Raw genomic sequence first — 24309 nt, 5'->3', positions numbered from 1 at the left:
AATAATTGGTTGATTTTACTCAAGATTCATCCTGGATATAGCGGCAACCGGGAGCACTGGGGAAGGAGCAGGATTTATACGGAGAATCGTAGAATTCAACTACGTTTACATCATAATTCAGGAGGAAATGGCATGGAAACTTTACAATTTCAAGTCGAGATTGCATCCAGTAAGGAACTCGCGTGGCTGGCATGGACGCAAACGGAACGAATCGTGCAATGGTTCGCACCCGGCGCACAGATCGAGGCCCGCGTCGGCGGTTCTTTCGAGCTGTATTTTGACCCCGCAAACCGGGACCAAATGAGTACCAAAGGATGCAAAATAACGCTGCTTGAACCGATGGATCGTCTTGGCTTTACATGGAAAGGGCCGGACGATTTGGCCCAGATCATGAACGAAGAGGAGTCGCTGACTACCGTTCTTGTCACTTTCGCGGAAAATAACGGATTCACCAAAGTCGTTGTCGAGCATGCGGGATGGGGGGAAGGCGGCGAATGGGAGAAAGCGATCGCTTGGCATCGCATGGCATGGAATCAAGTATTGGGAAGTTTGAAGTCTGCGCTAGAATCCGGCACGGAGGAGTTATGCTGCGCTCCTAACAAGTGACCTCGTTCCCGTCGATAATAAGATAGACGCTTCACGCCATAGCGCGATTCAAGAGGCGATACATTGATAAAGGCGGGAGATTATTGAAAAAATTGATTTGCTCACTATTCATGACCGCATTGCTTCTCGGTTCGACCGTTGGCGTTGCAAACGCCGAATCCCGAGGAAGCGATCGTACGTTCACCGACGTATCAGGACATTGGGCCGAAGCTCAAATCGATAAGGCAATCGCCTCCGGTTTCGTGACCGGTTATTCGGACGGTACGTTCAAGCCCGACGCCCCCGTTACCGGCGAACAATTTATCGCGATGATGGTACGCGCACTCCAATTGCCGGTCGACCCGCAGAAGGAGGGGGAATCTTGGTTCGCGCCCGTCCTGGCCGCAGCCGTTAAACACCGGCTTTATGACAATGATTTTCACAAAGGATGGTCCGAACCGCTTACCCGCGCCGAAATGGCTGTAACGTTGGAGAGAGCTACCCGCCAACAAAGCTACGATCATGATATCGCCAAGAAGAAGGTCGGTATTGAACCGTTGAAACAATCGTATAAGGAATATGATGACGATTACGCCTTTCTGGCCTCTTTGGAGGATTTTGATGTCCGAATCGATGATTTCAACCGTCCGGAACAGCTTATTGCAGACTTGCGGGAATGGTATCGCGGGAAACAGCATGATTTCGAATTGGAAAATGAATCGGAAGGCAGAACCTATTGCAGTCCGGAAGCCGAGGAATGGTATATCAAAGAATACGACTGCCTGAATCGGAGCGAAAAATCGATGTATCAACCATATAAACGGTTTAGCGATTTTGCCGCCCGAATTGCCGCACAGCCCAATCATGTAAGAGCTCAATTGGATCGGCTATATTCCGATATGGAACCGAAGCAAATGCTGTTCGAAGCGGTGAGGCGCGGACTGATGACCGGGACGGGCCCGGGACAACTATCCGCCGATTCGACGACGACCCGCGCTCAAGCGGTTGCCGTGATCGAACGCGTGCTGGATTACAATGCCGGCAAAGATTTGCCCGTTGACCGGTATGCGCTCGCAGCGGCGGAAATCGCATGGCATCGCACGAATCTATTTACGACCGCTGCCGATATTTTCAATCGCCCTGAGAATAACGCGAACACAGGGATGAACTCTTGGACATTGGATAAATTGATGCTCGAAACGCCGGACGGTCATTATCAAGCTCAAGTAGATCGGTTGATCGTCGTCGATATGGCCGATCCGAAGGATCCGAATCGCAAATATTTGCCGCCACTTCAAAACCTGCATTGGACATACCGGCTCAAAAAATCGGATTTGGAATATGAGACCATCTCGAACAATATCGACGCCGTTAGCGACAACTATATCATCCTGCTGCAATCGAGCGACCTGAAAAACACGAAGCCCGATAAATACCGTTGGGGAATCTCGTTGAATATATCAGGATTCGCCTCGATGAGGGAGTGGATCCGGGAAACGGACGGCAACACTTACATAGAAACCGATTTTACGAAACGATTAGACAGGGTGGACAGCCCTCAACTTCTCCATTACAAGGGGAGCAATACAGGGAAGCGGCTTGACGCCTTCATTATTCCAAAAAAAGATTTTGCCGTAAGAGATCAATCGGTACATCTATCTGTTTCCGTCATTTTGCCCGCCGGGTCGGGCGATCGCGTCACCAGCAGCAATATCGTCGCTTCAACGATCATCCAATAACCGAATATTCTTCAACTCGCAACGTATGGCGACCGAATTCACGGCCGCCTTTTTCATACCCGGTTCGACGGACGGCAAATCTAGCTTTTTCGGCATGAAGAATTGTCTTTGAACAACTGGCCCGCCTTGTCCTCATTGCTTTACGACGGATGGGTGCTGCGCTTTGCGGACGGTTATACGAAACGCGCCAATTCGATCAGTCCGCTATATCGCTCGACCCTGGATTTGCATCGTAAAATCGAAGAATGCGAACAACTCTATTCGAGTCAACATTTGTGCCCCACATATAAAATGACACCTTTTATCCAGCCCGATAATTTGGACCGGAGTTTAGAGGAGAAGGGCTATGCATGCATCGATATGACCAGCGTTCAGACATTAACGTTAACTAACCTAAAGAAACCTGATCCGCATTCCATCACCATTGAGGAGAATGTTACCGTTCGGTGGGTGGAACAGTTTGGCAGAGCCAATCATGTCGAACATAAAAACAAAGAGATCATGCGGCGAATGTTATCCAACATTAGAACGAAAAAAGGATTTATCACGCTCTATGATCAAGAACAACCAGTCGCGTTCGGCCTTGGCGTGATTGAAAGAGAGCATATCGGATTATACGATATCGTTACGGATGCCGCTTATCGGAATCAAGGGTTCGGCGAGCAAGTGATCTTGCATTTGTTGCAATGGGGAAAAGAAAACGGGGCGAAGCACAGTTATTTAGCGGTTGTCGCGAATAACGCCCCAGCGCTAAGGTTGTATTCCAAAGTCGGATACTCCGAAATATATAAGTATTGGTATCGGGTAAAAGAATAGGGCCATGCCTTATTGAAATTGATTATGCCCATATTCGCTCTATGGTTGGAGCGGCATCGTCGGCGAAGGAAAGGCGGTACACATCGGGATTGGACATGGCTTCCCACTCTTCGAACCCAATCCGGTTGTCGAAATGCTTGAGAAGAAGCGAGATCAGGTTGCCATGCGAAACGATGACAGCGTTGTTGCATCCGCGTTGCAACACTTCCGCTACGACGCTCACGGCGCGACTTATCGCCGAGTTGCCCGATTCTCCGCCCTCATAGCACAGTTCCAAATCATCGTATGTCCTGCGGAGCATATCGCGCCATTCGGGATGGTCGTTCCCCGATAAGACTCTCTCAACCAATCTCTCGTCCATTACAATGTCTATGCCGAGTTGATCGGCTAACGGCGCAATTGTGCGATATGCCCTTTCATAAGGACTGGATACGATGTAATCGATACGATGGATTGCGAGAAATTCGGCAAGACGATTCGCTTGCTCAATTCCGGTCTCCGTTAACGGCGCTTCAGGAGCTTGCCCCTCGGCCTTGGCATGGCGAACGACATAGATATTTTTCATGGGTGGTTCTACCTCCTCACCAATAGCTGCAATCTTATTGCGCTACAAATTTTTCTTGGAATAAATTCGAACGGATACTCGCATCGATATTCCTCCAATGACTAGGCCGAGGACAATAAGGAACAAATCTTGAACGAACGGCGTAAAAGGAAGCGAGAATCGAAATCCCGTTCCTTCATGCTGCAGCACCTTCATCACGGCAGGCAGTACGAACGGCATGAGAAAGATGAGAAAAAAGAAAATATATTTTAATTTCTCGTAATCGAAACGGTATTGAACCGGGATCAGAACCCCGAAAATAACGGCATTTATGAAAAACGCCCAACCGAAGGCGGACAGGTCAAGCAGATCGATGCCGAGCGGAGGGATCAAAGCCGTAAGGGTGTAAAGGACATAGCATCCGGTAAAAACGGTCAAGACAAATAAATATTTGGCCCTTACAATATATTTTCTCGTGTAAGGAGTTGCGCATAGGAGCGCCGAGCCTCTATATTTATATTCCATCATTAAAACGGTACTGAACAGCAAATATACAATGTAGAGCGTGCTAAGGAAAAAAGGCAGAAATCCGCCGGCAATAAAGTCGATTCTCGAATGAAGAAAGAGCGGCAAAACGACGGCGGCAATCAGCATGACGATCCAATATTTTTTGGTCAGCAGAAAATCCTTTTTGACAAGATGAAATAGCATCGGCTTTACCTCCTAATATAGCCTAACATCACATCTTCGATAGTCGGCCTTTCGATAAGCGCATTCTTCATGTGCTGACGGACGGCCGCTTTATCATTCGTTAACCCGGAAAAACCGTACCCGGTTTCATTCAACGTTACGAACAATCCTCTCGTACGTTCGTTCAATTCCTTCGTATCCCCTTTCACATAGCCATGCATGTCTAACAGGGCATCTTTTTCTTCGCTGAATACGATTTGGCCGCGATCGATTAGAATGATTCCGTCGGCCACCTTGTCCAAGTCGGAAGTGATGTGGGAGGATAGAAACACGCTTTTCCCGTCTTCATTGACATACTCAAGCAAAATATCCATTAACTCCAATCTGACTTGAGGATCCAAACCGCTTGTCGGCTCGTCCATAATCAACAAATCCGCATGATGGGACATGGCCAAAGCAATCGCATACTTCATGCGCATCCCTTTGGATAGCGTGCCTATTGGTTGGCTTAACGGCAGCCCGAAACGTTCGATATGGCGGCGAAAGACGGCGTCATCCCAGTCGGAATAGGCCGGCGCGATCACGCTCTTCATTTCCAGCAAAGTCAGCTCGTCGTAAAAATACCCTTCGTCAAGCACAATGCCGATACGGTTTTTGAATTCCCGTTCATTGCTGAGAATATCCTTCCCGCGAAATGCAATGTCCCCCGCATCCTTCGCGATGAGCCCTAGAATCAGTTTGATTGTTGTCGTTTTTCCTGCCCCGTTGACGCCGATAAAACCTGTAATGCAGCCTTCGGTTAAGAAAAAGCTAACATCCTGCAATCTGAAAGAGCCCAGGCTTTTGCTTAATCCTTTGACCTCTAAAATCGGTTTCACTCCTCCTCATCCTCCTCAAACAATAAATCCATCATGGCGTACAACTCGCTTTTGCTAATGCCTAGCGAACGGGCGGTTTTCCAGGCTTCGACAAGTTTCTCTTCGACCATACGCCGTTTGGACTCCAGCAGCAGTTCGAAATTCCCCTGGGCTACGAAAGATCCTTTGCCCGCTTTGGTTGTAATAAACCCTTCCGCTTCCAACTCGTCATATACCCTTCGGGTTGTAAGCACGCTCACTTTCAGATCGTTTGCCAGCGCGCGTATGGAAGGAAGCATTTCACCTTCTTGTAATTCGCCATGGATAATCGCATCTTTGATTTGATCTTTGATTTGCTGATATAACGGCGGATCGGACACATTGGAAATAATGATTTTCATGTAACCTCCGTGGATCGACAACTGTGTATCAATTACATACACAGTATAAACATCAATAACAATTATGTCAATGCGAGAAAGCCCTATTGGAAGGATTTCTCTGATGCCAGGAGAATTAATAGAAAACGATCGAGAGTTCCGATTCGAATTCACTTCATTCCTGAGGAGATGGCGATGGATATACGACAAATTCACCGGATCAGGCAAGCATTCCCTTGCTTCGGCGACGTTGCTTCGGATGGATGGAAGGCTGCGGAGATTATCGCGGTCACGCCCGAGACGCCTCACACGATTCGCGAAGGCCATCGGCTGCGGCATGCTATGTTTATCCTTAACGGCTCGATCCGCATCTACAAGATCAGCCCGGAAGGCAGAGAAATTACGCTATACCGCGTCGGAAGCAGCGAATGCTGCGTGCTGATGATGGCCAGCATTCTGGGCGAAACCGAATACGAAGCGTCGGCTGCCGTTGAAACCGACACCGAGGTGCTGCTCGTTCCGGCAACGGACTTCCGGAACTGGATGGACGCTTATCTGCCGGTACGCCAATTTATTTACAAGCAATTCGTAGCGCGTATGACGAATGTAACGCTGCTGCTTGAAAAGATTGCGTTCCAGTCCATCCCCTGCCGGCTTGCGGAATATTTGCTTACCGAAGCGGCGCGGCGCGAATCCGACTCGCTGCGCATGACGCATGAGCAATTGGCTGTCGAACTGGGAACGGCAAGGGAGGTTGTTTCCCGCACGTTGAAAGATTTTGCGGTCAAAGGGGCTCTCGCCGCGAAAAGGGGGCGAATCGACCTGTTGGACAAAACGTTATTGCGAGGCTTTACAGGGAAGGAACGATGATCCCGCTGACTTCTTCGGTGACTAGCGTTGCATCGAATGTTATCGTGTTTCAAGCCAATGGCAGCAAAGGGACGATAGGTTAACGGATTATGAAGGCCTTACTTTTCCCCAAAACGCTGTTTTGGCAGAGTTAACGGATTTTGAGGGCCCTATTTCGTCGCAACTTCACAAAACAAACTATTTCCGGGCTGACCGCGGCATGTTAACGGTTCGAAAATCCGCTAATTCCGAAAAATCGACTAAAATTTGAAAAATAAGACCTCCGAAATCCGTTATATTTATCGACACCATCCCAGCTAGCAAAATTCAAAGCAACGCTAATGGTTCTTCGGTGACTTTGTCACGGAATTTCCCGCTCGCTTCCCTTACAATGCAGATATCTTAAACGATATGGGAGGGAATCAAGCATGTCTATCAACCGTTCTTATTACCATCCGTCAGATCTAAAGCGAATTCCGGATTTGATCAAGCTTGCGCCGCAAACGGCCGCTTCTTACTTCGCCTTCGTTTCAATCCACGCATCGCGAGGGATGCGACTTCAAGATAAAATCCTGGAGGTCATTTTAACGGAATTTCAATCCACGCATCCGTAAGGGATGCGACTCATCTTCTTGCGAGTCGTTTTATGCCGCTCATATTTCAATCCACGCATCCCCAAGGGATGCGACGAACATGATCGCGAACTCCGCAAACGCGAACTTATTTCAATCCACGTATCCGCGAGGGATGCGACGTCGATGATAAGCAGATATCCCGGATTGCAGTTATTTCAATCCACGCATCCGCGAGGGATGCGACAGGATACGTAATCATCCGCGTAACCGCACCGGAAATTTCAATCCACGCATCCGTGAGGGATGCGACTCAGTGCTATGGGGCAAATGCAGGAAATGCTCGGAATTTCAATCCACGCATCCGTGAGGGATGCGACTAAGAGGACAAGCCCACCCTTTAAACCAGAAAGATTTCAATCCACGCATCCGTGAGGGATGCGACCATATTCTCCATTTTTCAATACTTCATCTAATATAATTTCAATCCACGCATCCGCGAGGGATGCGACATAGAAAGGATGCTGTCTAATGAACCGCGATCAAATTTCAATCCACGCATCCGCGAGGGATGCGACCTATATGACGACATCATGACGAATACGGTGACGTTAATTTCAATCCACGCATCCGCGAGGGATGCGACCGTACTCGGGGCGTTAAAAACAAAAACGATCAATAGCATTTCAATCCACGCATCCGCGAGGGATGCGACTCGAGGAGGTACAGAAAGCATACCTGCAAGCCATTATTTCAATCCACGCATCCGCGAGGGATGCGACGCAAAATACACGTATTTGAAAAATTCGTTGAAATAATTTCAATCCACGCATCCGCGAGGGATGCGACGCATATGTGCGCACAGGAGGGCAACGGATGATTGATTTCAATCCACGCATCCGCGAGGGATGCGACTTTAACCAAATTAAATGGAGGTGCATGGAAAGGTATTTCAATCCACGCATCCGCGAGGGATGCGACCAAATCCGTGACCAATAAACTGCGGATTATTCGCATTTCAATCCACGCATCCGCGAGGGATGCGACATCCGAGCACGGAGCGCTTAAAATCCTTACGCTGATTTCAATCCACGCATCCGCGAGGGATGCGACTGCTTTCTGACTTGGAGGACGACGACTACACCGTCATTTCAATCCACGCATCCGCGAGGGATGCGACGTAGATGGCGGTCGCTTACGCCCGGCAGGGATCATCATTTCAATCCACGCATCCGCGAGGGATGCGACAGTTTTAATGGTTGCATCCCTGTTACTGACGGTTGATTTCAATCCACGCATCCGCGAGGGATGCGACGACACGCTTGGGGTACACGAACCAGTACGTACGAATTTCAATCCACGCATCCGCGAGGGATGCGACCTGATGCGGATGATAGTGATTGGAATGATCTTGTAATTTCAATCCACGCATCCGCGAGGGATGCGACAATGCGGTCTCGTAAGTTGTAAACGTATCTTTCGATTTCAATCCACGCATCCGCGAGGGATGCGACTATATGTTCAATATTTTACCATTGAGATGACAGATTTCAATCCACGCATCCGCGAGGGATGCGACCTGACGTATTACAAGTTAGTCCAAAAAAATTAGCAAAAATTTCAATCCACGCATCCGCGAGGGATGCGACTTGAACCAATTAAGATGTGGAGTCCATGCTGGCACGATGATTTCAATCCACGCATCCGCGAGGGATGCGACGCATACGCAATACCAAAAGGCATTGTGATTGTAATTTCAATCCACGCATCCGCGAGGGATGCGACCTCAAAACTGCCCGACGTGGGATGATTGTTAAGATTTCAATCCACGCATCCGCGAGGGATGCGACGGCAAAGGGATGCTTGATCGAGCCGGACGAAGTATTTCAATCCACGCATCCGCGAGGGATGCGACGCAAAAACTACTTGACAGCATGCTGGAAAGTTTAATTTCAATCCACGCATCCGCGAGGGATGCGACTTCGCAGATAACAACGGCATAATCGATATGGCCATTTCAATCCACGCATCCGCGAGGGATGCGACGGAAGACGCCGCGTTTTTTGATTGCGGCAATAAAAATTTCAATCCACGCATCCGCGAGGGATGCGACTCTTACCACTAATCACTTGCGAGATTAAAGATTCAATTTCAATCCACGCATCCGCGAGGGATGCGACCATAGGACAAGCAACATTTTTGGCAGTAGAATTATTTCAATCCACGCATCCGCGAGGGATGCGACGTTAGATTATGTTTGCAATGTCATAGGCAACATACACATTTCAATCCACGCATCCGCGAGGGATGCGACTCTTTCTACTATCAAATATCAATTTAATTTTTTCATTTCAATCCACGCATCCGCGAGGGATGCGACTTAAAGTACGGTTTTATGATAAGCTTAATGAGAATTTCAATCCACGCATCCGCGAGGGATGCGACCGCTCCGGCGTCCGCGGGCTGAACAGTTAAAAAAAATTTCAATCCACGCATCCGCGAGGGATGCGACGGGAATTGATTTAATCACAGGTATAGCCCCTTCAGATTTCAATCCACGCATCCGCGAGGGATGCGACATCGTTCCTTCTATTTCATCTTTTAGTGTTTCTATTTCAATCCACGCATCCGCGAGGGATGCGACAAGGCGATGATGGGCCAAATTGATGCACTTTCGCGATTTCAATCCACGCATCCGCGAGGGATGCGACCGGACGAGACACTCGTTGCGCAACATCCGTGGGTACATTTCAATCCACGCATCCGCGAGGGATGCGACGTGAACATTGGCGGTGTAGTTGGTTCGTTAGTTATTTCAATCCACGCATCCGCGAGGGATGCGACCGTCTCCATAAGGCTGGCATCTAAATCAAGATCTATTTCAATCCACGCATCCGCGAGGGATGCGACCTTTTTCCGACAACGAGAGATTATCGTCCATAGTATTTCAATCCACGCATCCGCGAGGGATGCGACGCCTTTTTGTTTACTTTTAACTACAATATGTTTATATTTCAATCCACGCATCCGCGAGGGATGCGACGAGACTGTGATTGTAAAAATTCAACAAGATGGAAAAATTTCAATCCACGCATCCGCGAGGGATGCGACAAAACATAGAATTCAACCTTTTGCCCTTGTTCTATTTCAATCCACGCATCCGCGAGGGATGCGACGAAACGAAAATTTGAGAATCCATATTTACCATTTAATATTTCAATCCACGCATCCGCGAGGGATGCGACAAGGTGAAAAGGTGCAAGTCCCTGTACGGCTCAAGGATTTCAATCCACGCATCCGCGAGGGATGCGACAACCACTATACCACGCTTCTGCGCGTCCAAATAGACATTTCAATCCACGCATCCGCGAGGGATGCGACTAATATCCGGGCGCTATACATCGAGCATAACGAATTTCAATCCACGCATCCGCGAGGGATGCGACGTAATAACTATAGATTGAGTATGATTGATAGGAATATTTCAATCCACGCATCCGCGAGGGATGCGACCAAGCGCTGTTAAATCGGCGCGCACATCACCCCTATTTCAATCCACGCATCCGCGAGGGATGCGACTGTTAAGCACATGTTGCTGCGAATAGTATCCTTATTTCAATCCACGCATCCGCGAGGGATGCGACTGGTCAACGACAACCTCAAGCGGACTTACCTTTATTTCAATCCACGCATCCGCGAGGGATGCGACGGCACGGCCGCAAACGTCGAATTAGGCCCGGAGGATTTCAATCCACGCATCCGCGAGGGATGCGACAGTTAACGTTGTAGTAAATAGTGGAGACAATGAATTTCAATCCACGCATCCGCGAGGGATGCGACGCACAGTAACTATGTATGTGACTCGTGCCGCATGATTTCAATCCACGCATCCGCGAGGGATGCGACAACGCCGCGGGCTCGTTGGTGGAAGCGCCTTGGGTATTTCAATCCACGCATCCGCGAGGGATGCGACTCCGATTTTCAATCAAAACAACTTGAAAAATCGTTGTTACTCATCAAAAAACACACTCTAATTCACAAATCATCCATTTAATTACAGGTTATTTTTGGATATTACAATAATATAAGTAAAAATTCTGGTGCGAATCTCCCTAGTAATTCATGTTCGCTTCACATTCGCACTACAAGATTAAGGGGCCTTCGATATCGATCGATTCTTTGATACCAATATGTTCGACCTTGTTCTTATAGTTGTTCCCGAGTTGGTAGAACCGCAAACTATCCCGATCCACATCGATAACATCCATCAGTTTCATCTTTAGAACAGCGAATTGGGTTGCATCTACAACGCATTCAAATACCGAATTTTGGACGCGCTGGCCGTAATCTTGGCATATTTTCGATACTTTGCGCAACCTCCTCTGACCTTCGCTATTCATCGTGCTTACATCATAGGTAATTAATATGAGCACAGATTACACCTACTTCCACAGAAATGGAGGGTACTCGTCAAGGTCATTGCGCAAATGACGGGCCAATAATAGAGCTTGTACATGCGGCACCAAACCCCACGGGATTTTTTCTCCCAAATATGGATGTGTGATCTTCTCTTGTTTTTTGTTCTGCCATGCCGTGAGAAACTTTTTTCTAGCCTCATCCGTCATGATCACTGCGCCGTTCTCCTTTTGAATAAAATCCTCCGCGTTGACCACTTTTTTATTAATTAACGACAAGACAAACCGATCTGCAAAAACGCCGCGTAATTCCTCCATCACATCTAAGGCTAAGGAGGCACGCCCGGGGCGGTCTCGATGCATAAATCCAATATACGCATCGAGTCCAACCCCTTCCAAGGCAGACGTCATATCATTGGCAAGCAGCGTATAGGCTAAAGACAACATGGCGTTAACATTATCCTGTGGAGGCCTTCGTGAACGAGTCAGAAAATAGAAGTCCTCTTTTTGCTGCAATATCATTTGATCAAATAGTTTGTTATAGGCTAAAGCAGCCTGGCCTTCTAATCCCCTGATCCGCTCCAAATCTTTACATTCCCGAACCGCTTCCATAATAGATGTTAAATGTTGGGATGCCTCCTTAAATCGGGTGACATCTATACGTAAAGGATAATCTCGGGTCATTCTTTCCAGCATCCACTTTTGATTATATATTTTACCTATAATAAAATTTCGGGCAATTCTCGCCGCTAGGACTTCATCTTCGGAGATAAGGCATTGCTTTTTTCTTAAAATAACATTCCCCTTGCTGGCTCCTATAACCCTTGCGAGGTATCGTCCGTTCATCGTTAAAAAGACGATGGAGATGTTCCTCTCCGCGCAATATCCCATGAATGCCGGACTGGCTCCCGTATAACCGAAAGCCACTACCGATTCCAAATTGTGGAGCGGGAGTCTCCCCAGCTTCTCTTGGTCCTTAAGAAGAACAATATTATCCCCGTCTAAAGATAAGTATACATCCGGTTGTGTAATAAACAGCGTATTCAAAAGTTTCTTCATTCTTTCATTTTCCCTTCGATATAACTGCGTACACTTCGTTTATTCAGCACTTCCGGCAGACAGATCGATTGAAGAGAGCAACTCCGGCAAAAGGGGCCTGTCTTCACTTTAGGCGTATATCTGCGTTTAAAGTAATCATGCATCTCGGCGACAAGCAACTTCACCTTATTTTTCAAATCCGTTGTCATTGGTACTTCGATCCTATGTCTAATCTCATGATAAAACATATAGCCAACGTGAATATCACATAGCAGCATTTCTTCAAGACACATCGCTTGCGCGGTTAGTTGTAATAGGTCCGCATCATCCATCTTCGGTTTTCCTCGTTTATATTCCACCGGATAGGCGATATATTTCCCATCGGCCCCATGGATTTCAACACCGCGATCATCCCTGATGAACTCAACCACATCGCAAACGCCGGTAATTTTAAGATTGTCGGATTTCACTGGCATCGCCCGAACGGTGAGTTTATTACCGCGTTTTTCTTTCACAAACGGTTGATCCGCCTTACGGTGAAGATACTGTCCCTCCACAGTTTTAACGTTTTCTTCCCATTGCTGTTCGATATGAATCAACGCCCACTGCCGCTTGCAAAATTGAAAATGTTGAATCCCGGACAACATCAGGTAGTCGTCGTCTTCATTAAAGGCCATTTACGATCTCAACTTTCAATCCGTCCAATTCGTTTAATTCAATAGAATAATCATCGAATGATTTCGGCTCTTCAGCCTTCGGTTTTATCGTCAATGATCGATGCACCTTTGCGGAAGAATATTGCCCCAGCTTGGAGGAATGCTCCCACCAATACACTTGATGGACTTCCATACTTCCGTCCGGTCTGGCGGAAGAGGCGTCGTTTTCAAACAATGTGACAAGCGCTTGCTTGATTTTATCGGCATCTTCGTTTGTAAACCCGGTTTTCTCGGCCAATTGAGTATTAATGCTGCCATAAAAAACATATAGCCCGTAATCTACCCGATGCTTCATGCCCATCGTATCCGATCCTCTGTCTTTCCCCGGTTCGGAATTGACGCTCTTCGTAATCTGCATGCTGGTAATGTCAATCGGAACCACGCTGGTTGCCGTATGGATCGACACAGGGCCCCTTATCCCTACTGAGACGCCTCCGCCTTTGGCACCGGAACCTTTGAACGCGAATACTTGGCCGAAACTGCGAACATCAAGCCACTCTCTACAGGCAGCCTGAGCGAATTCATCAGTAGAAACATCTTTGGACTTCAGAAGTTTTCCCAACTCCTCATTCGCCTCGGCACGCTCCCTTAAGCTGTTGAACGAATCCGCCTTGCGATCGTTGGACTGAACAAAAATAGGTTCTCCCATATCCTGCAAACGGTTTCGAATTTTCCGCTTAATAGCGACATCCGAAATTTCGCCATGGCCGTCATAGTTTTGTCTCGGACGATTTCCATTTAACGGGTCCCCATTAGGGTTCGCATTTTTCACCGATAGCACAACCGCAAAATCGATTTTATGATCCAAAACTGACATCATAATCACTCCTCGTCGTTAGATGCAACCATGGCATCCTCATTGTTTTCTTTTTTCTGATAAAGTTCATGCCGCTGGCTGTAGAAGCCTAACAAATATTTACCCGACAACGGTTTATTGTTGAAATCCTCCGTTTTAAATTTGGATGCGATTTCATCGATAATTTTGGTCAAGTACGTCGCTTTTGTGCCTAATCGTGCTTGATACGGTTGCAGACTCTTCTGAATGGTCATCCATGTTCGTTCGGGATGCATCGAGAAAGAATTCATATATCGAATTGCGTTGCTGGAACGCGTCTCATCCCCTAATGCCCGTCTTTCCAATACATCCGCTACAGCCAACAGCCGGCCGAATAAATAACTGCGATCGTCGTTTTCTTTATCCAGCGCCAACTTTAATCCCTCCTCTTTATTAATCAAAGCACACGCAATGCTTAACGTCTTCTCCCATTCCCACTTTTCCATCGATACGGGATTGGATGCTCTGCGGAATGCGCTTGTTAGAATGTCTTGAGGTATTTTAACGCCATCCACAATACATGGCAGCATTCGTTCCATTAACCCTTTAACAAGCTTATCGCCCGCCCTTGGCCCGTATGCGGCAAAGGCGATGTCTTTCGTGGCCGGCGCTCCGTAAAACTCGATAAATTCTCCCTGTTCGTTCTTACGGTAGCGATGAAGCCATGCGCAAGCGGTATGCCACTTTTTCAATCGGTCCAAATAAAGTTCTTTATCCATGTTTCGATAATATAGGACAGCCATTCTGCCTGTGGTCGCCGAATCTAGAACCATAATATTGACATCGGACTTACCGGACAAATCATTTCTATAGCCGTCCAACGCTTTGGACACTTGGCTTGCATACTCTTGATTCGTATTCGATTTTTTGACTGCAACGGGTGCCGACGCAGGGCTAATGGAGTATGTGTCTTCACTTGGATCGGGTATATCGAGAGTATCGTTCCCCCAAACCAGGAATACCCTTTGATCGATCGTTTTCCCCTGGCGATGAATCAACCATTTCAAAGCATTATGGGCCTTCTGTGAAACTTCGTAACTGATACTGGCCGCTTCATTGCTTGTCGTAAATCGGCCGCGAAATGTAAAGCCGCTTGTATCGTTTGCCGAGATTAACTTGGCTTTATCCGCCGCGTTTCTGATCTTATTCGCGTGCCTGTCGGTGCTTGGGAGCTTTCTTCCCGTTACGTAACAAATATCCTCGCCGCCTAACAGATTTTCATAATACTTGATGAAAGAATCATACATCCCCGAATCCTTCCAAACTGGGGATAATACTTCTTCACCCGGAGAATAAACGTTGAACCTTACAAACGCGCTTTCCTGCCCCCCGGCAACGACGGAAAAGATGGGAGGCCGCTCTCCTTGCCCTTCCCATTTCTCCATGAACCGATTATTCCCGTCGACGTACAGAATACGCTGAACGATTAAATCTTGAATTAACCGTCTCTTGCTTAAATACCGGTAGATACTTTTCACTTTGGAATGCGCATACGGCGATTCGGCCCAATTCTTCAATGCTTCAATATAATGCGAAAAAGGTTCCTCTTCCTTAATCTCGCCGCCATAGGTTGCAAAATCGCCGGCAACATAGCTTAATTTATCATGCAGCGGATAGGGGGCGATGACTGAACCGGCCCGACTTGCGGATTTTTCGGTACACGGGATTAAAGTGCTCGCGTCTTCTTTATCAATTACGATAGCCGAATGAAAATTTCCGTCCTCGGTAATCGCCACTTCGATATGAGCATTTTGCGTCGTATGGGAGATAGGCAAGAGCGTGTACTCTTGACCGTTATACTTTTTTTCAATCTCGCCGACACGATCGAGATTGGATTGATAGGTCTCAAATAAGTTTAATAACCAGCTCATGGATTCACCCCCTCTTCCATCTGGGCATACAATTCGTCCGCCGATTCCACATTGGTTTGGTCAAAATGCTTCGGCTTCATGTCCGCGATTTTGCGGATTTGCGTGCACTGTTCAGGCCTGATAAATTGAATGACGCCATTTTTCATCACCGGATTCCAAAGGCGCACTTCCAATTGATCTCTACCCGTTTCATCCGGATAATTGATGCCATGCACCATATTGCCTAGATGGATATCGCCGTAGTTATCGTAAAATCCCTCCCCTTCATCGAAGGCGCAAGGCTCCACATACCCTTGGCATTCGCGCGCGCCAAGGAAAATATCTCTACGACCTCCGGCCTGAAGCGATCGCTTGAAAATGTTATGGTGCTTGAATTCGTTGCGGTCATGAGCCAAGTCCGGCCGATTCACATTGAATTCAAAATAAGCCCTCACCCGATAACGAACGTCTCTCAAATAGGTGTAATTGGCAAGCGTATTCCCTCCGCCGTACTCGATCGGGCGCACCCCTTTGGATTCCATTCGAATGGGGTTCATCACGCGCACAGAGTCGATGATCATCATGATGGTGGGTTTCCAATAGATTGATTCCACTATCCCCTTTAGAGATTGATAAGTCGGCACCTGGTAAGATAACTTCTCCCCGCCCAATTTGGTTAAAGGATCGGTAAATAGGGCGTAGTCTCCGGAGACTTCAAATTCTATCGAGTTTCTCATGGATTTCACCTCCTTTCGCAATTTCAATAAATACTCAAATCGAATTGACTGTCGTTCTCGACATTGAGGCCAAATTCATCGCTATAAGCGCCTTCTTTCAACACCAGCACCCTTCCTTCGAGGCAACTTGCTAGTCCGCCGTTTTGCGATAATATCCTCAATTCATGATCGAACAAATTGATAGTATACTGCTGCGCTCTCCGCAATAATCGGGTAAGGTCTTCAATTCTGCTATGGCCGCTCAGTTCAGCGATGATGTCTTTTCCTTCTTCCCCATATGGCACGATAACCGATGTCGTAAGGTCGTCGATAACACGAAAATGTTCTGCCGCCGTGCGGTAACTGTTCGCCAAAAATAAAGGAGGACGCTCCTTATATTTGCTGCGATATTCTTGAAAGTACGGGTTATCTGCTATTTTCGCCGACAACAATGTTGTCATGTCTTTCCTTAGTTTCGGTATGAAATAATTCAAATCCGATGTAAACTTCGTATAGAATTCTTTAAAATACTTATCCATTGCTTGAACCGACAGGATGTGTCCGCCATGGTATGTCCGATCGCGCTTCAAATCAATAAGAATTCTCTTCGAAATTTCCTTGCCAATTTTAATTTCTTTTAACCGATTCAGATTTTCCTCAGCATGGTCGATGACATAGACTTGTCGGATTTCCCGCTCACCGTGCCGATTGCAACGCCCTGCCGCTTGCGCAATGGAATCGAGCCCTGCCAGAGAACGAACGACACATTCGAAGCTTACGTCAACCCCCGCTTCGATCAACTGCGTACTAACGCATACGATTTTATCGCCCTTCTTCAAATGTTCACGCACTTCATCTAAAAGATCGTTTCGATGCGCAGCGCACATTGAAGTGCTTAGATGATAGATGGGAACGCTGCTCATTGTCGTTTTCAATTGTTCGTATAGTTTCTTCACAACGGTTTTTGTGTTCAATACGACAAGAACGCTTTGAACTTCATCCATCTTCCCGGTAATAAATTCACATAGCTTTTCATTATCAAATTCTTCGCTGGTTGCTCGATCTATGACTTCCACCCGTTTGAACGATGCAATGACATGATCCAAATTATCAATCATTTCCGCATCCGGGCTGATCTCCAGTCTGCTTTCAACAAAGTCTAGCGCAGGCTGCGTAGCCGTACACAGTACGATACCGGTTCGACCGTAAGTTTGCAAAAAGTTCAATGCTTGATTAAATAAAGAGACGCAGGAAACGGGAACTTTCTGTACTTCGTCGAATACAATGACCGATTCGCATAAATTATGAAGCCGTCGAATATTCCTGCTGCCCTTGGCGTAGAACACATTTAAAAACTGCACCATGGTTGTAAAAATAATGGGAGAATCCCAGTTGTCTTTGGCAAGTTTCAATTTTTGCCGCACATTCATAAAACCGTCGAAGTTCTCATCGTCTTCGTCGAGATCATCAACCACATTGGAATGATGCTCCAAAATGTTGACATCATCCATGAGAATTTTGCGAACTTCCGCCGCGTTCTGTTCTATGATTGTCGTATATGGAACGACGTAAATAATATGTTTCTTGCTGTATTTCATAGCGTGCTTTAATGCATATCTCAAGCTGGCCAACGTCTTTCCGCCGCCGGTTGGAATGGATAGCGTGTAAATCCCCGACGGCCTCTCGGCAAAACGGTCGCATTGTTCCGACATCTCGCTTCTTAATTGATGAATCGGTGAACCGTCGGCCCGATTCGCGAAAGAGTTTAACTTATCCATCAGACTTTTATAGTATGCAGCGAAGAGTTCGTTATGATCTCTGATAGATTCTTCTGTCTTGTTCTCCTCAAACAACCGGGTGTTCGTTCGGTCCGCATCAATTAATGCGCTGAAAATAAATTTGGTTAAAAACATGGCCTTCTCTTCTGTGCTTGCGGAACATTCTTTCGTTATAAAGGCTTCTAATTCGGCTGCTGCCTTATCCGCGTAACTATGGAATTCTTCTTCGCTCATAACGTGTTCAAAAAATAATTGTTCCGTCCATTCAAATTCAACCAACACTTTATCGCGAACGCGATGCAGATAGTCGGATTCTAATTGTTGATTCAGGAAATCGTGAAGATAGGAATGATGAGATATAATTGCATTGCCTACAACTTCCGCTAACAACCCTTTATACGGTTGGCCATTCCCGGGATGATACAGCTTGTATAATAATTTCCCGCCTGCGGTTGAATGATCGACGCTTCCTCGCTTCGGCGGAGAATCGGGATTATGAACCGCTTCTAATATGTATTGTCTAAACTCATTCGTGTATTTTCCCAAATCGTGAAGCATGCCCGCTAATCCGGCGATATGTTTGACACCGATTTTTTCCCCAAACGATTCCGCCAACTCTTTGACCCCTAGTAGATGCTCCTCCACGGTTTGTTGTTGATGGTCAATTTCACGGATGTGAGCAATATAAGTCATTTCTGCCCCCCTCACCCATAATCAGTTCAAAATACCTATTTGATCTTGCTTATTAGTAATTCGACAGAATTCTTCAATCCCCTTCCAAATTACCCATAATTTCTACGATACGTTACCTAATTGTTACAAAACAAAAAACACCCTCGGTTTATGAGAGTGTTAGTTTGTTCGATTAGCGCTCCGGGTTCCGCGTGTGATTAGATAAATTCACGCATCCGAGAAAGATGCGACGGATCCGGCGTATCCTCGATTTCAATCCACGCATCCGTGAGGGATGCAACGGGCGTATCCCGATCCGAGTCAACATGTTGCTCGACATTTCAATCCACGCATCCGCGAGGGATGCGACATCTAACGTCATTGTGATATCTGGCCCGCTTGCTGATTTCAATCCACGCATCGGAGTAGGATGCGACTTCAACATCCGATAATTCCGGCTGCTGATAGATAGATTTCAATCCACGCATCCGAGTAGGATGCGACGAGGTCTTACGATTAAAAATCCTAAAGAGCCATTATTTCAATCCACGCATCCGAGTAGGATGCGACCCACATCAAATTTATCTGTTCCATCTTGAATAATATATTTCAATCCACGCATCCACGTAGGATGCGACTGGTCGCCCGGTCGGTGCGATGACCTCCGCTCTGCAAATTTCAATCCACGCATCCACGTAGGATGCGACCGGATTTAACGACGCCCTCTCGCGGAAAGACCAAATTTCAATCCACGCATCCACGTAGGATGCGACCCGAACTGCTGGACGAACTGCTGGATGATTTTGAAATTTCAATCCACGCATCCACGTAGGATGCGACTTTTTGCGTTGCAACCGCGTCTTCGCCTTTTTCCTATTTCAATCCACGCATCCACGTAGGATGCGACACAGCTTTCTGGGAACCATCGCTCATCGTTACGAGATTTCAATCCACGCATCCACGTAGGATGCGACGACAAGAAGAGGGGAAAACCTTGGAATGAAAGGAATTTCAATCCACGCATCCACGTAGGATGCGACGCTGCCATTACTTCGGCATAGCTTACGTCTTTACAAATTTCAATCCACGCATCCACGTAGGATGCGACCCGAATACAATGGATCACTTGAGTCAGCGATCAATTTCAATCCACGCATCCACGTAGGATGCGACTGATATGGCGGGTCGTCCACCGAAACAAGATAAATTTCAATCCACGCATCCACGTAGGATGCGACGAAATCAAGGCGCTGCTGCAAATAGCGAATCGTATTTCAATCCACGCATCCACGTAGGATGCGACTTCCCTCCGAAAGGCGGTTCGTTGACCATTTCATAATTTCAATCCACGCATCCACGTAGGATGCGACGTACGGTTCCTGTTGTAGGGCTTGTAGTAACTGTTGATTTCAATCCACGCATCCACGTAGGATGCGACGTCATCGTCCGAAAGACCAAATATCTTCCTGATATTTCAATCCACGCATCCACGTAGGATGCGACAGGCTCTGTTGCAAGACGATCGTATCGTCGCCATCATTTCAATCCACGCATCCACGTAGGATGCGACGGATTTCAAAGTTTTAGACTCACCATTTATGGAATTTCAATCCACGCATCCACGTAGGATGCGACACCAAGCCGACCAAGTCCAATGGCATGCGTACTCATTTCAATCCACGCATCCACGTAGGATGCGACCACATCTGTTGCTTCTTTTGCGCCTCCTGATGTTGCATTTCAATCCACGCATCCACGTAGGATGCGACGCGGCGCTTCCGGGTCGTTCGGATCGGGGTACGAATTTCAATCCACGCATCCACGTAGGATGCGACAAAGTGATAAGGAAAGTTTAAAAAGGTTATATGATTTCAATCCACGCATCCACGTAGGATGCGACCCAGTTTGCTCATTTGTAATGGCCTCCATTTTAAATTTCAATCCACGCATCCACGTAGGATGCGACAACAATTACCAATTGCAAACTTCCCGGCGCTGCCATTTCAATCCACGCATCCACGTAGGATGCGACGATATCATTTCATTTCGCATCGGAGATTTGGAGAGAATTTCAATCCACGCATCCACGTAGGATGCGACAAGTGCGGATTTGTTCAGCCTACGCCGCGAATTGGCATTTCAATCCACGCATCCACGTAGGATGCGACGAATTTCCTCATCCTATTTTTGATTTAAAGGAAGATTTCAATCCACGCATCCACGTAGGATGCGACCCCGACACGCGCAATTTGTACGCGTAAGACGTGATTTCAATCCACGCATCCACGTAGGATGCGACGCGGAAAAGCCGGCAGCCTTACCTTTACGATGGTATTTCAATCCACGCATCCACGTAGGATGCGACGAGACGCAACGTACGGCGATATTGCTTAAGGTGCTATTTCAATCCACGCATCCACGTAGGATGCGACGAGTCTGCATTTTAACTGCGGGGCGCCGCTCTCTTAATTTCAATCCACGCATCCACGTAGGATGCGACTTGATTTCGTCGAATTGACCGAGACCGAAGATGTCATTTCAATCCACGCATCCACGTAGGATGCGACGGCAGAATACCAACGAAAACCTATCTCCAGTTCATTTCAATCCACGCATCCACGTAGGATGCGACAAGAACTAGTTATCCTTCTCCTCTCTAATGATCATTTCAATCCACGCATCCACGTAGGATGCGACGATTATTCAAAGCCTGAGTAAGTAACATCCTGTATTTCAATCCACGCATCCACGTAGGATGCGACGTATTTCCGTTAGCAGCCTTCTTAATTTCCGTTTTAATTTCAATCCACGCATCCACGTAGGATGCGACGGGATCAGCAGGCGGCAGCGTTTTACAACAGCGTGATTTCAATCCACGCATCCACGTAGGATGCGACGTCTATTCGCCTTTCAACGTCCTAATTGCTCGTCTATTTCAATCCACGCATCCACGTAGGATGCGACCTATTCGCCTTTCAACGTCCTAATTGCTCGTCTATTTCAATCCACGCATCCACGTAGGATGCGACACATCAAAAAATTGGAAGCGACCGTCGAAAAGCAATTTCAATCCACGCATCCACGTAGGATGCGACTATGGAGGTGTAGACATGTCTGAGGAAAAGCAACATTTCAATCCACGCATCCACGTAGGATGCGACGCAATACTACTAGTCCAGTAAACGTTTCTGGAGATTTCAATCCACGCATCCACGTAGGATGCGACGGCTTTGTCGACTTTATGGTATGCTCTACTTCCCATTTCAATCCACGCATCCACGTAGGATGCGACAATCGTCGATACCGGTGTAAATCGGACCGGTAATCATTTCAATCCACGCATCCACGTAGGATGCGACATAACCGATTTTGTATCATTCGGGCAAAAGGACATTTCAATCCACGCATCCACGTAGGATGCGACTCCTAGACGCTCTAAACGCTTATGACGAAAGCAGAATTTCAATCCACGCATCCACGTAGGATGCGACGTTGTTGCAAGGATAGACAACCGCACGGATAGGAATAATTTCAATCCACGCATCCACGTAGGATGCGACTCCGATTTTTCATCAAAATGACTTAAAAAATCGCTATTTATTATCAAATATACACTCAAACCCAGAAAATCGCTACTTATCGCAATGTATTTTTTGAAACAAAAACCAATAAAAGTTAAAATCATGGTGCGAATGTCCCTGCAAATTCATGTTCGCTTCACATTCGCACTTAGAATCAAACGGACTGCCCCTGACGTATCGTCGTCCGGCCGCCGATCTCGTAATCGGCGGAAGCATGTTTTACCCAGTGCCCTTTTTCCTCTCAAGTTTATACCCGATCTGCTCCAGTTTTCCTTTCCAATTCCCGATATAGAAACAACAGAATCCGATCACCGCGCCTACCGTATTAAAAAACAGATCATCTACGGTAGCTGTGCGTGTCGTTGTAAACAGGACTTGGGTCAATTCGATCGTCGCGGAGAACCCCAAGCCCAGCAAGGCGGTTATATAGATTTTTCTGGCAAATGGATACAGCATCGGCATAAACAAACCGAATGGGACCGTCATTACGATGTTCGCAAGCGAATAGTACAATTGCCGTTTGATGTCGGAGATCCCTCTAAGCTCTGAAAACAAATGGAGGTCAATTGAGAACTGTCTGGGATACAATCCGGGAATCGGAATAACAAAATGAAACGGCTTGAGCGTAAAGTAAGAAACATCCAGCAAATATAGAAAAAATATAAACAATATCCATTCGCGATATCGCGTAACGGGCCGTTTCCTGCGAGCTTTCCATCGGAACAGGAACCATATTGCCATCGCTGCGCATGCCAGAAGTATAAAGTTCAGTTTAAACACCATGAAAAAGTTCCTCTTCCTTCTCGATTGTTGCTATCCAAAAAATCTACTCAATATCCTATTTTGTCGGGAAGCTACTTCTTCAATATACCCAAATATTCTATCCAAGGTCCGACATCCGCCTTGTATCGCTTGGCCATGACTCGTACGATTTGGGCGATGTGCGTCAGATCGTGAGCAACCCATGTGGAAAGCAATTCTCTTACCTTCACTACACCAAACGCAGGGTGCGAGCCCGTTAACTCCAGATGCGACTCAGGGTCGACAAGCTCCTTCAGTTTCGCTATATTCTGCGCTCGAATCGTCTTAAATTCAAGCAACCTTTGTGCCGTCGATCTGTCGGAGCTTTCTTGCAAGTGAGCGTAACGATCGAATGGAGGAAACGGTTGATCTTCGCCCACCTTAAGAATCCATTCCAGCCGGGGGATCCAATTGTTCTTTTCTCCCTCAATAAGATGCTCGATCACTTCCGTAACATTCCAGGTTCCTTCGCCTTCATTACATTGAAGCCACCCATCGGACAACCCGGTTAGAAAATACTCCAAAGTTTGCGGCGTGCGTTCCAGAACCTCAATCGCTTCATTCATATGAAAATTCATATATAACTGCTCCTTTCTGCGAGCCCCCCGCTATGTAACTGCAATGATCCATTTACAAAACCAAATTCGGACGAATTTCACCTGAGCAACTGCAAATATCCATTAATTTCCTCCCATATGGACGTAAAATCAGAAAAACGAGCCCGATTAGCTGGATATTTGCAGCTACTGCCTGCCAAAAACCGTTTTTGCACCAAAATAAGTGGATTTTCGCAGTTGCTAGATCCTGCCATCAAACACTTTCATTTCGGCCTTTGACCGTTAGCGATGCTTCGTGGAGGATATGGGATCCCCCTA

At 46.9% G+C, this 24309-nt stretch carries 17 protein-coding genes and 2 CRISPR repeat arrays; of the genes, 4 read left to right on the top strand and 13 right to left on the bottom strand.

Annotation, left to right across the window (positions count from 1 at the left end):
* Positions 1–132: 132 nt before the first annotated feature.
* From LQ229_RS22090 to LQ229_RS22080, 3 genes are all read left to right on the top strand, one after another.
* On the top strand, positions 133–606 hold the full coding sequence (locus LQ229_RS22090) for an SRPBCC domain-containing protein (RefSeq protein ID WP_230192932.1): 474 nt from the start codon (positions 133–135) through the stop codon (positions 604–606).
* Between the two features lie 83 nt (positions 607–689).
* Positions 690–2324: an S-layer homology domain-containing protein gene (locus LQ229_RS22085; RefSeq protein WP_230192931.1), complete on the top strand. Its 1635-nt coding sequence runs from the start codon at positions 690–692 to the stop codon at positions 2322–2324.
* Between the two features lie 108 nt (positions 2325–2432).
* Positions 2433–3140, top strand: coding sequence for a GNAT family N-acetyltransferase (locus LQ229_RS22080; protein WP_230192930.1), 708 nt, complete (start codon positions 2433–2435; stop codon positions 3138–3140).
* A gap of 22 nt (positions 3141–3162) precedes the next feature.
* On the opposite strand, the gene LQ229_RS22075 is transcribed toward LQ229_RS22080, so the two are convergent.
* From LQ229_RS22075 to LQ229_RS22060, 4 genes are read right to left on the bottom strand one after another with little or no spacing between them, the layout of a single operon-like run.
* On the bottom strand, positions 3163–3705 hold the full coding sequence (locus tag LQ229_RS22075; RefSeq protein ID WP_230192929.1) for a histidine phosphatase family protein: 543 nt from the start codon (positions 3703–3705) through the stop codon (positions 3163–3165).
* A 42-nt stretch (positions 3706–3747) separates the two neighbouring features.
* On the bottom strand, positions 3748–4395 hold the full coding sequence (locus LQ229_RS22070; protein ID WP_216540608.1) for an ABC-2 transporter permease: 648 nt from the start codon (positions 4393–4395) through the stop codon (positions 3748–3750).
* A gap of 5 nt (positions 4396–4400) precedes the next feature.
* Positions 4401–5252: an ABC transporter ATP-binding protein gene (locus LQ229_RS22065; RefSeq protein ID WP_230192928.1), complete on the bottom strand. Its 852-nt coding sequence runs from the start codon at positions 5250–5252 to the stop codon at positions 4401–4403.
* The gene (locus LQ229_RS22060) at positions 5249–5632 is read right to left on the bottom strand and encodes a GntR family transcriptional regulator (RefSeq protein WP_216540610.1); all 384 of its coding nucleotides are present in this window, start codon (positions 5630–5632) and stop codon (positions 5249–5251) included. The genes LQ229_RS22065 and LQ229_RS22060 overlap by 4 nt, the downstream gene beginning before the upstream one ends.
* A gap of 174 nt (positions 5633–5806) precedes the next feature.
* Here LQ229_RS22060 and LQ229_RS22055 point away from each other — a divergent pair, with 174 nt between their 5' ends.
* Entirely contained in the window at positions 5807–6481 is a 675-nt protein-coding gene (locus LQ229_RS22055; protein WP_216540611.1) for a Crp/Fnr family transcriptional regulator, read from the top strand.
* A 506-nt stretch (positions 6482–6987) separates the two neighbouring features.
* Positions 6988–11005: a CRISPR direct-repeat array (repeat unit 32 nt; unit sequence ATTTCAATCCACGCATCCGCGAGGGATGCGAC).
* A 169-nt stretch (positions 11006–11174) separates the two neighbouring features.
* Here LQ229_RS22055 and cas2 read toward each other — a convergent pair.
* The 9 genes from cas2 to LQ229_RS22010 all read right to left on the bottom strand — a co-directional run bounded on the left by cas2 (position 11175) and on the right by LQ229_RS22010 (position 24012).
* Complete coding sequence (cas2, locus tag LQ229_RS22050; RefSeq protein WP_216540612.1) at positions 11175–11465, bottom strand: CRISPR-associated endonuclease Cas2; 291 nt, start codon at positions 11463–11465, stop codon at positions 11175–11177.
* Between the two features lie 9 nt (positions 11466–11474).
* The gene (gene cas1c / locus LQ229_RS22045) at positions 11475–12506 is read right to left on the bottom strand and encodes a type I-C CRISPR-associated endonuclease Cas1c (RefSeq protein ID WP_216540613.1); all 1032 of its coding nucleotides are present in this window, start codon (positions 12504–12506) and stop codon (positions 11475–11477) included.
* The gene (gene cas4, locus LQ229_RS22040; RefSeq protein ID WP_216540614.1) at positions 12503–13162 is read right to left on the bottom strand and encodes a CRISPR-associated protein Cas4; all 660 of its coding nucleotides are present in this window, start codon (positions 13160–13162) and stop codon (positions 12503–12505) included. The genes cas1c and cas4 overlap by 4 nt, the downstream gene beginning before the upstream one ends.
* Positions 13152–14018 (bottom strand): type I-C CRISPR-associated protein Cas7/Csd2, encoded by an 867-nt coding sequence (gene cas7c / locus LQ229_RS22035; protein ID WP_216540635.1) that lies wholly within the window; start codon positions 14016–14018, stop codon positions 13152–13154. Before cas7c ends, cas4 begins: the two co-directional genes overlap by 11 nt.
* Before the next feature lie 5 nt (positions 14019–14023).
* Entirely contained in the window at positions 14024–15907 is a 1884-nt protein-coding gene (gene cas8c, locus LQ229_RS22030; protein WP_230192927.1) for a type I-C CRISPR-associated protein Cas8c/Csd1, read from the bottom strand.
* Complete coding sequence (gene cas5c / locus LQ229_RS22025) at positions 15904–16623, bottom strand: type I-C CRISPR-associated protein Cas5c (RefSeq protein ID WP_216540616.1); 720 nt, start codon at positions 16621–16623, stop codon at positions 15904–15906. Before cas5c ends, cas8c begins: the two co-directional genes overlap by 4 nt.
* A gap of 23 nt (positions 16624–16646) precedes the next feature.
* A complete protein-coding gene (cas3, locus tag LQ229_RS22020; protein WP_230192926.1) occupies positions 16647–19073 on the bottom strand; it encodes a CRISPR-associated helicase Cas3' in 2427 nt (808 codons plus the stop codon).
* Between the two features lie 249 nt (positions 19074–19322).
* A CRISPR array of direct repeats spans positions 19323–22612; the repeat unit is 32 nt; unit sequence ATTTCAATCCACGCATCCACGTAGGATGCGAC.
* A gap of 240 nt (positions 22613–22852) precedes the next feature.
* Positions 22853–23416, bottom strand: coding sequence for a VanZ family protein (locus LQ229_RS22015; RefSeq protein ID WP_230192925.1), 564 nt, complete (start codon positions 23414–23416; stop codon positions 22853–22855).
* Positions 23417–23487: 71 nt separating this feature from the next.
* Positions 23488–24012 carry a DinB family protein gene (locus LQ229_RS22010; protein ID WP_230192924.1) on the bottom strand — a complete coding sequence of 175 codons (525 nt, stop codon included), beginning with the start codon at positions 24010–24012 and terminating at the stop codon, positions 23488–23490.
* Positions 24013–24309: the final 297 nt, after the last annotated feature.

The organism is Paenibacillus sp. CECT 9249 (assembly GCF_918697855.1).
Taxonomy (GTDB): Bacteria; Bacillota; Bacilli; order Paenibacillales; family Paenibacillaceae; genus MSJ-34.
This window is presented reverse-complemented; position numbering and strand designations above follow the sequence as displayed.

What these genes read in the sequence shown, in the direction of transcription:
- LQ229_RS22090 (WP_230192932.1), top strand. Translation starts at nt 133, where the DNA reads ATGGAAACTTTACAATTTCAAGTCGAGATTGCATCCAGTAAGGAACTC.
- LQ229_RS22075 (WP_230192929.1), bottom strand. Translation starts at nt 3,705, where the DNA reads ATGAAAAATATCTATGTCGTTCGCCATGCCAAGGCCGAGGGGCAAGCT.
- LQ229_RS22070 (WP_216540608.1), bottom strand. Translation starts at nt 4,395, where the DNA reads ATGCTATTTCATCTTGTCAAAAAGGATTTTCTGCTGACCAAAAAATAT.
- LQ229_RS22060 (WP_216540610.1), bottom strand. Translation starts at nt 5,632, where the DNA reads ATGAAAATCATTATTTCCAATGTGTCCGATCCGCCGTTATATCAGCAA.
- LQ229_RS22055 (WP_216540611.1), top strand. Translation starts at nt 5,807, where the DNA reads ATGGATATACGACAAATTCACCGGATCAGGCAAGCATTCCCTTGCTTC.
- cas1c (WP_216540613.1), bottom strand. Translation starts at nt 12,506, where the DNA reads ATGAAGAAACTTTTGAATACGCTGTTTATTACACAACCGGATGTATAC.
- cas4 (WP_216540614.1), bottom strand. Translation starts at nt 13,162, where the DNA reads ATGGCCTTTAATGAAGACGACGACTACCTGATGTTGTCCGGGATTCAA.
- cas7c (WP_216540635.1), bottom strand. Translation starts at nt 14,018, where the DNA reads ATGTCAGTTTTGGATCATAAAATCGATTTTGCGGTTGTGCTATCGGTG.
- cas8c (WP_230192927.1), bottom strand. Translation starts at nt 15,907, where the DNA reads ATGAGCTGGTTATTAAACTTATTTGAGACCTATCAATCCAATCTCGAT.
- cas5c (WP_216540616.1), bottom strand. Translation starts at nt 16,623, where the DNA reads ATGAGAAACTCGATAGAATTTGAAGTCTCCGGAGACTACGCCCTATTT.
- cas3 (WP_230192926.1), bottom strand. Translation starts at nt 19,073, where the DNA reads ATGACTTATATTGCTCACATCCGTGAAATTGACCATCAACAACAAACC.
- LQ229_RS22015 (WP_230192925.1), bottom strand. Translation starts at nt 23,416, where the DNA reads ATGGTGTTTAAACTGAACTTTATACTTCTGGCATGCGCAGCGATGGCA.
- LQ229_RS22010 (WP_230192924.1), bottom strand. Translation starts at nt 24,012, where the DNA reads ATGAATTTTCATATGAATGAAGCGATTGAGGTTCTGGAACGCACGCCG.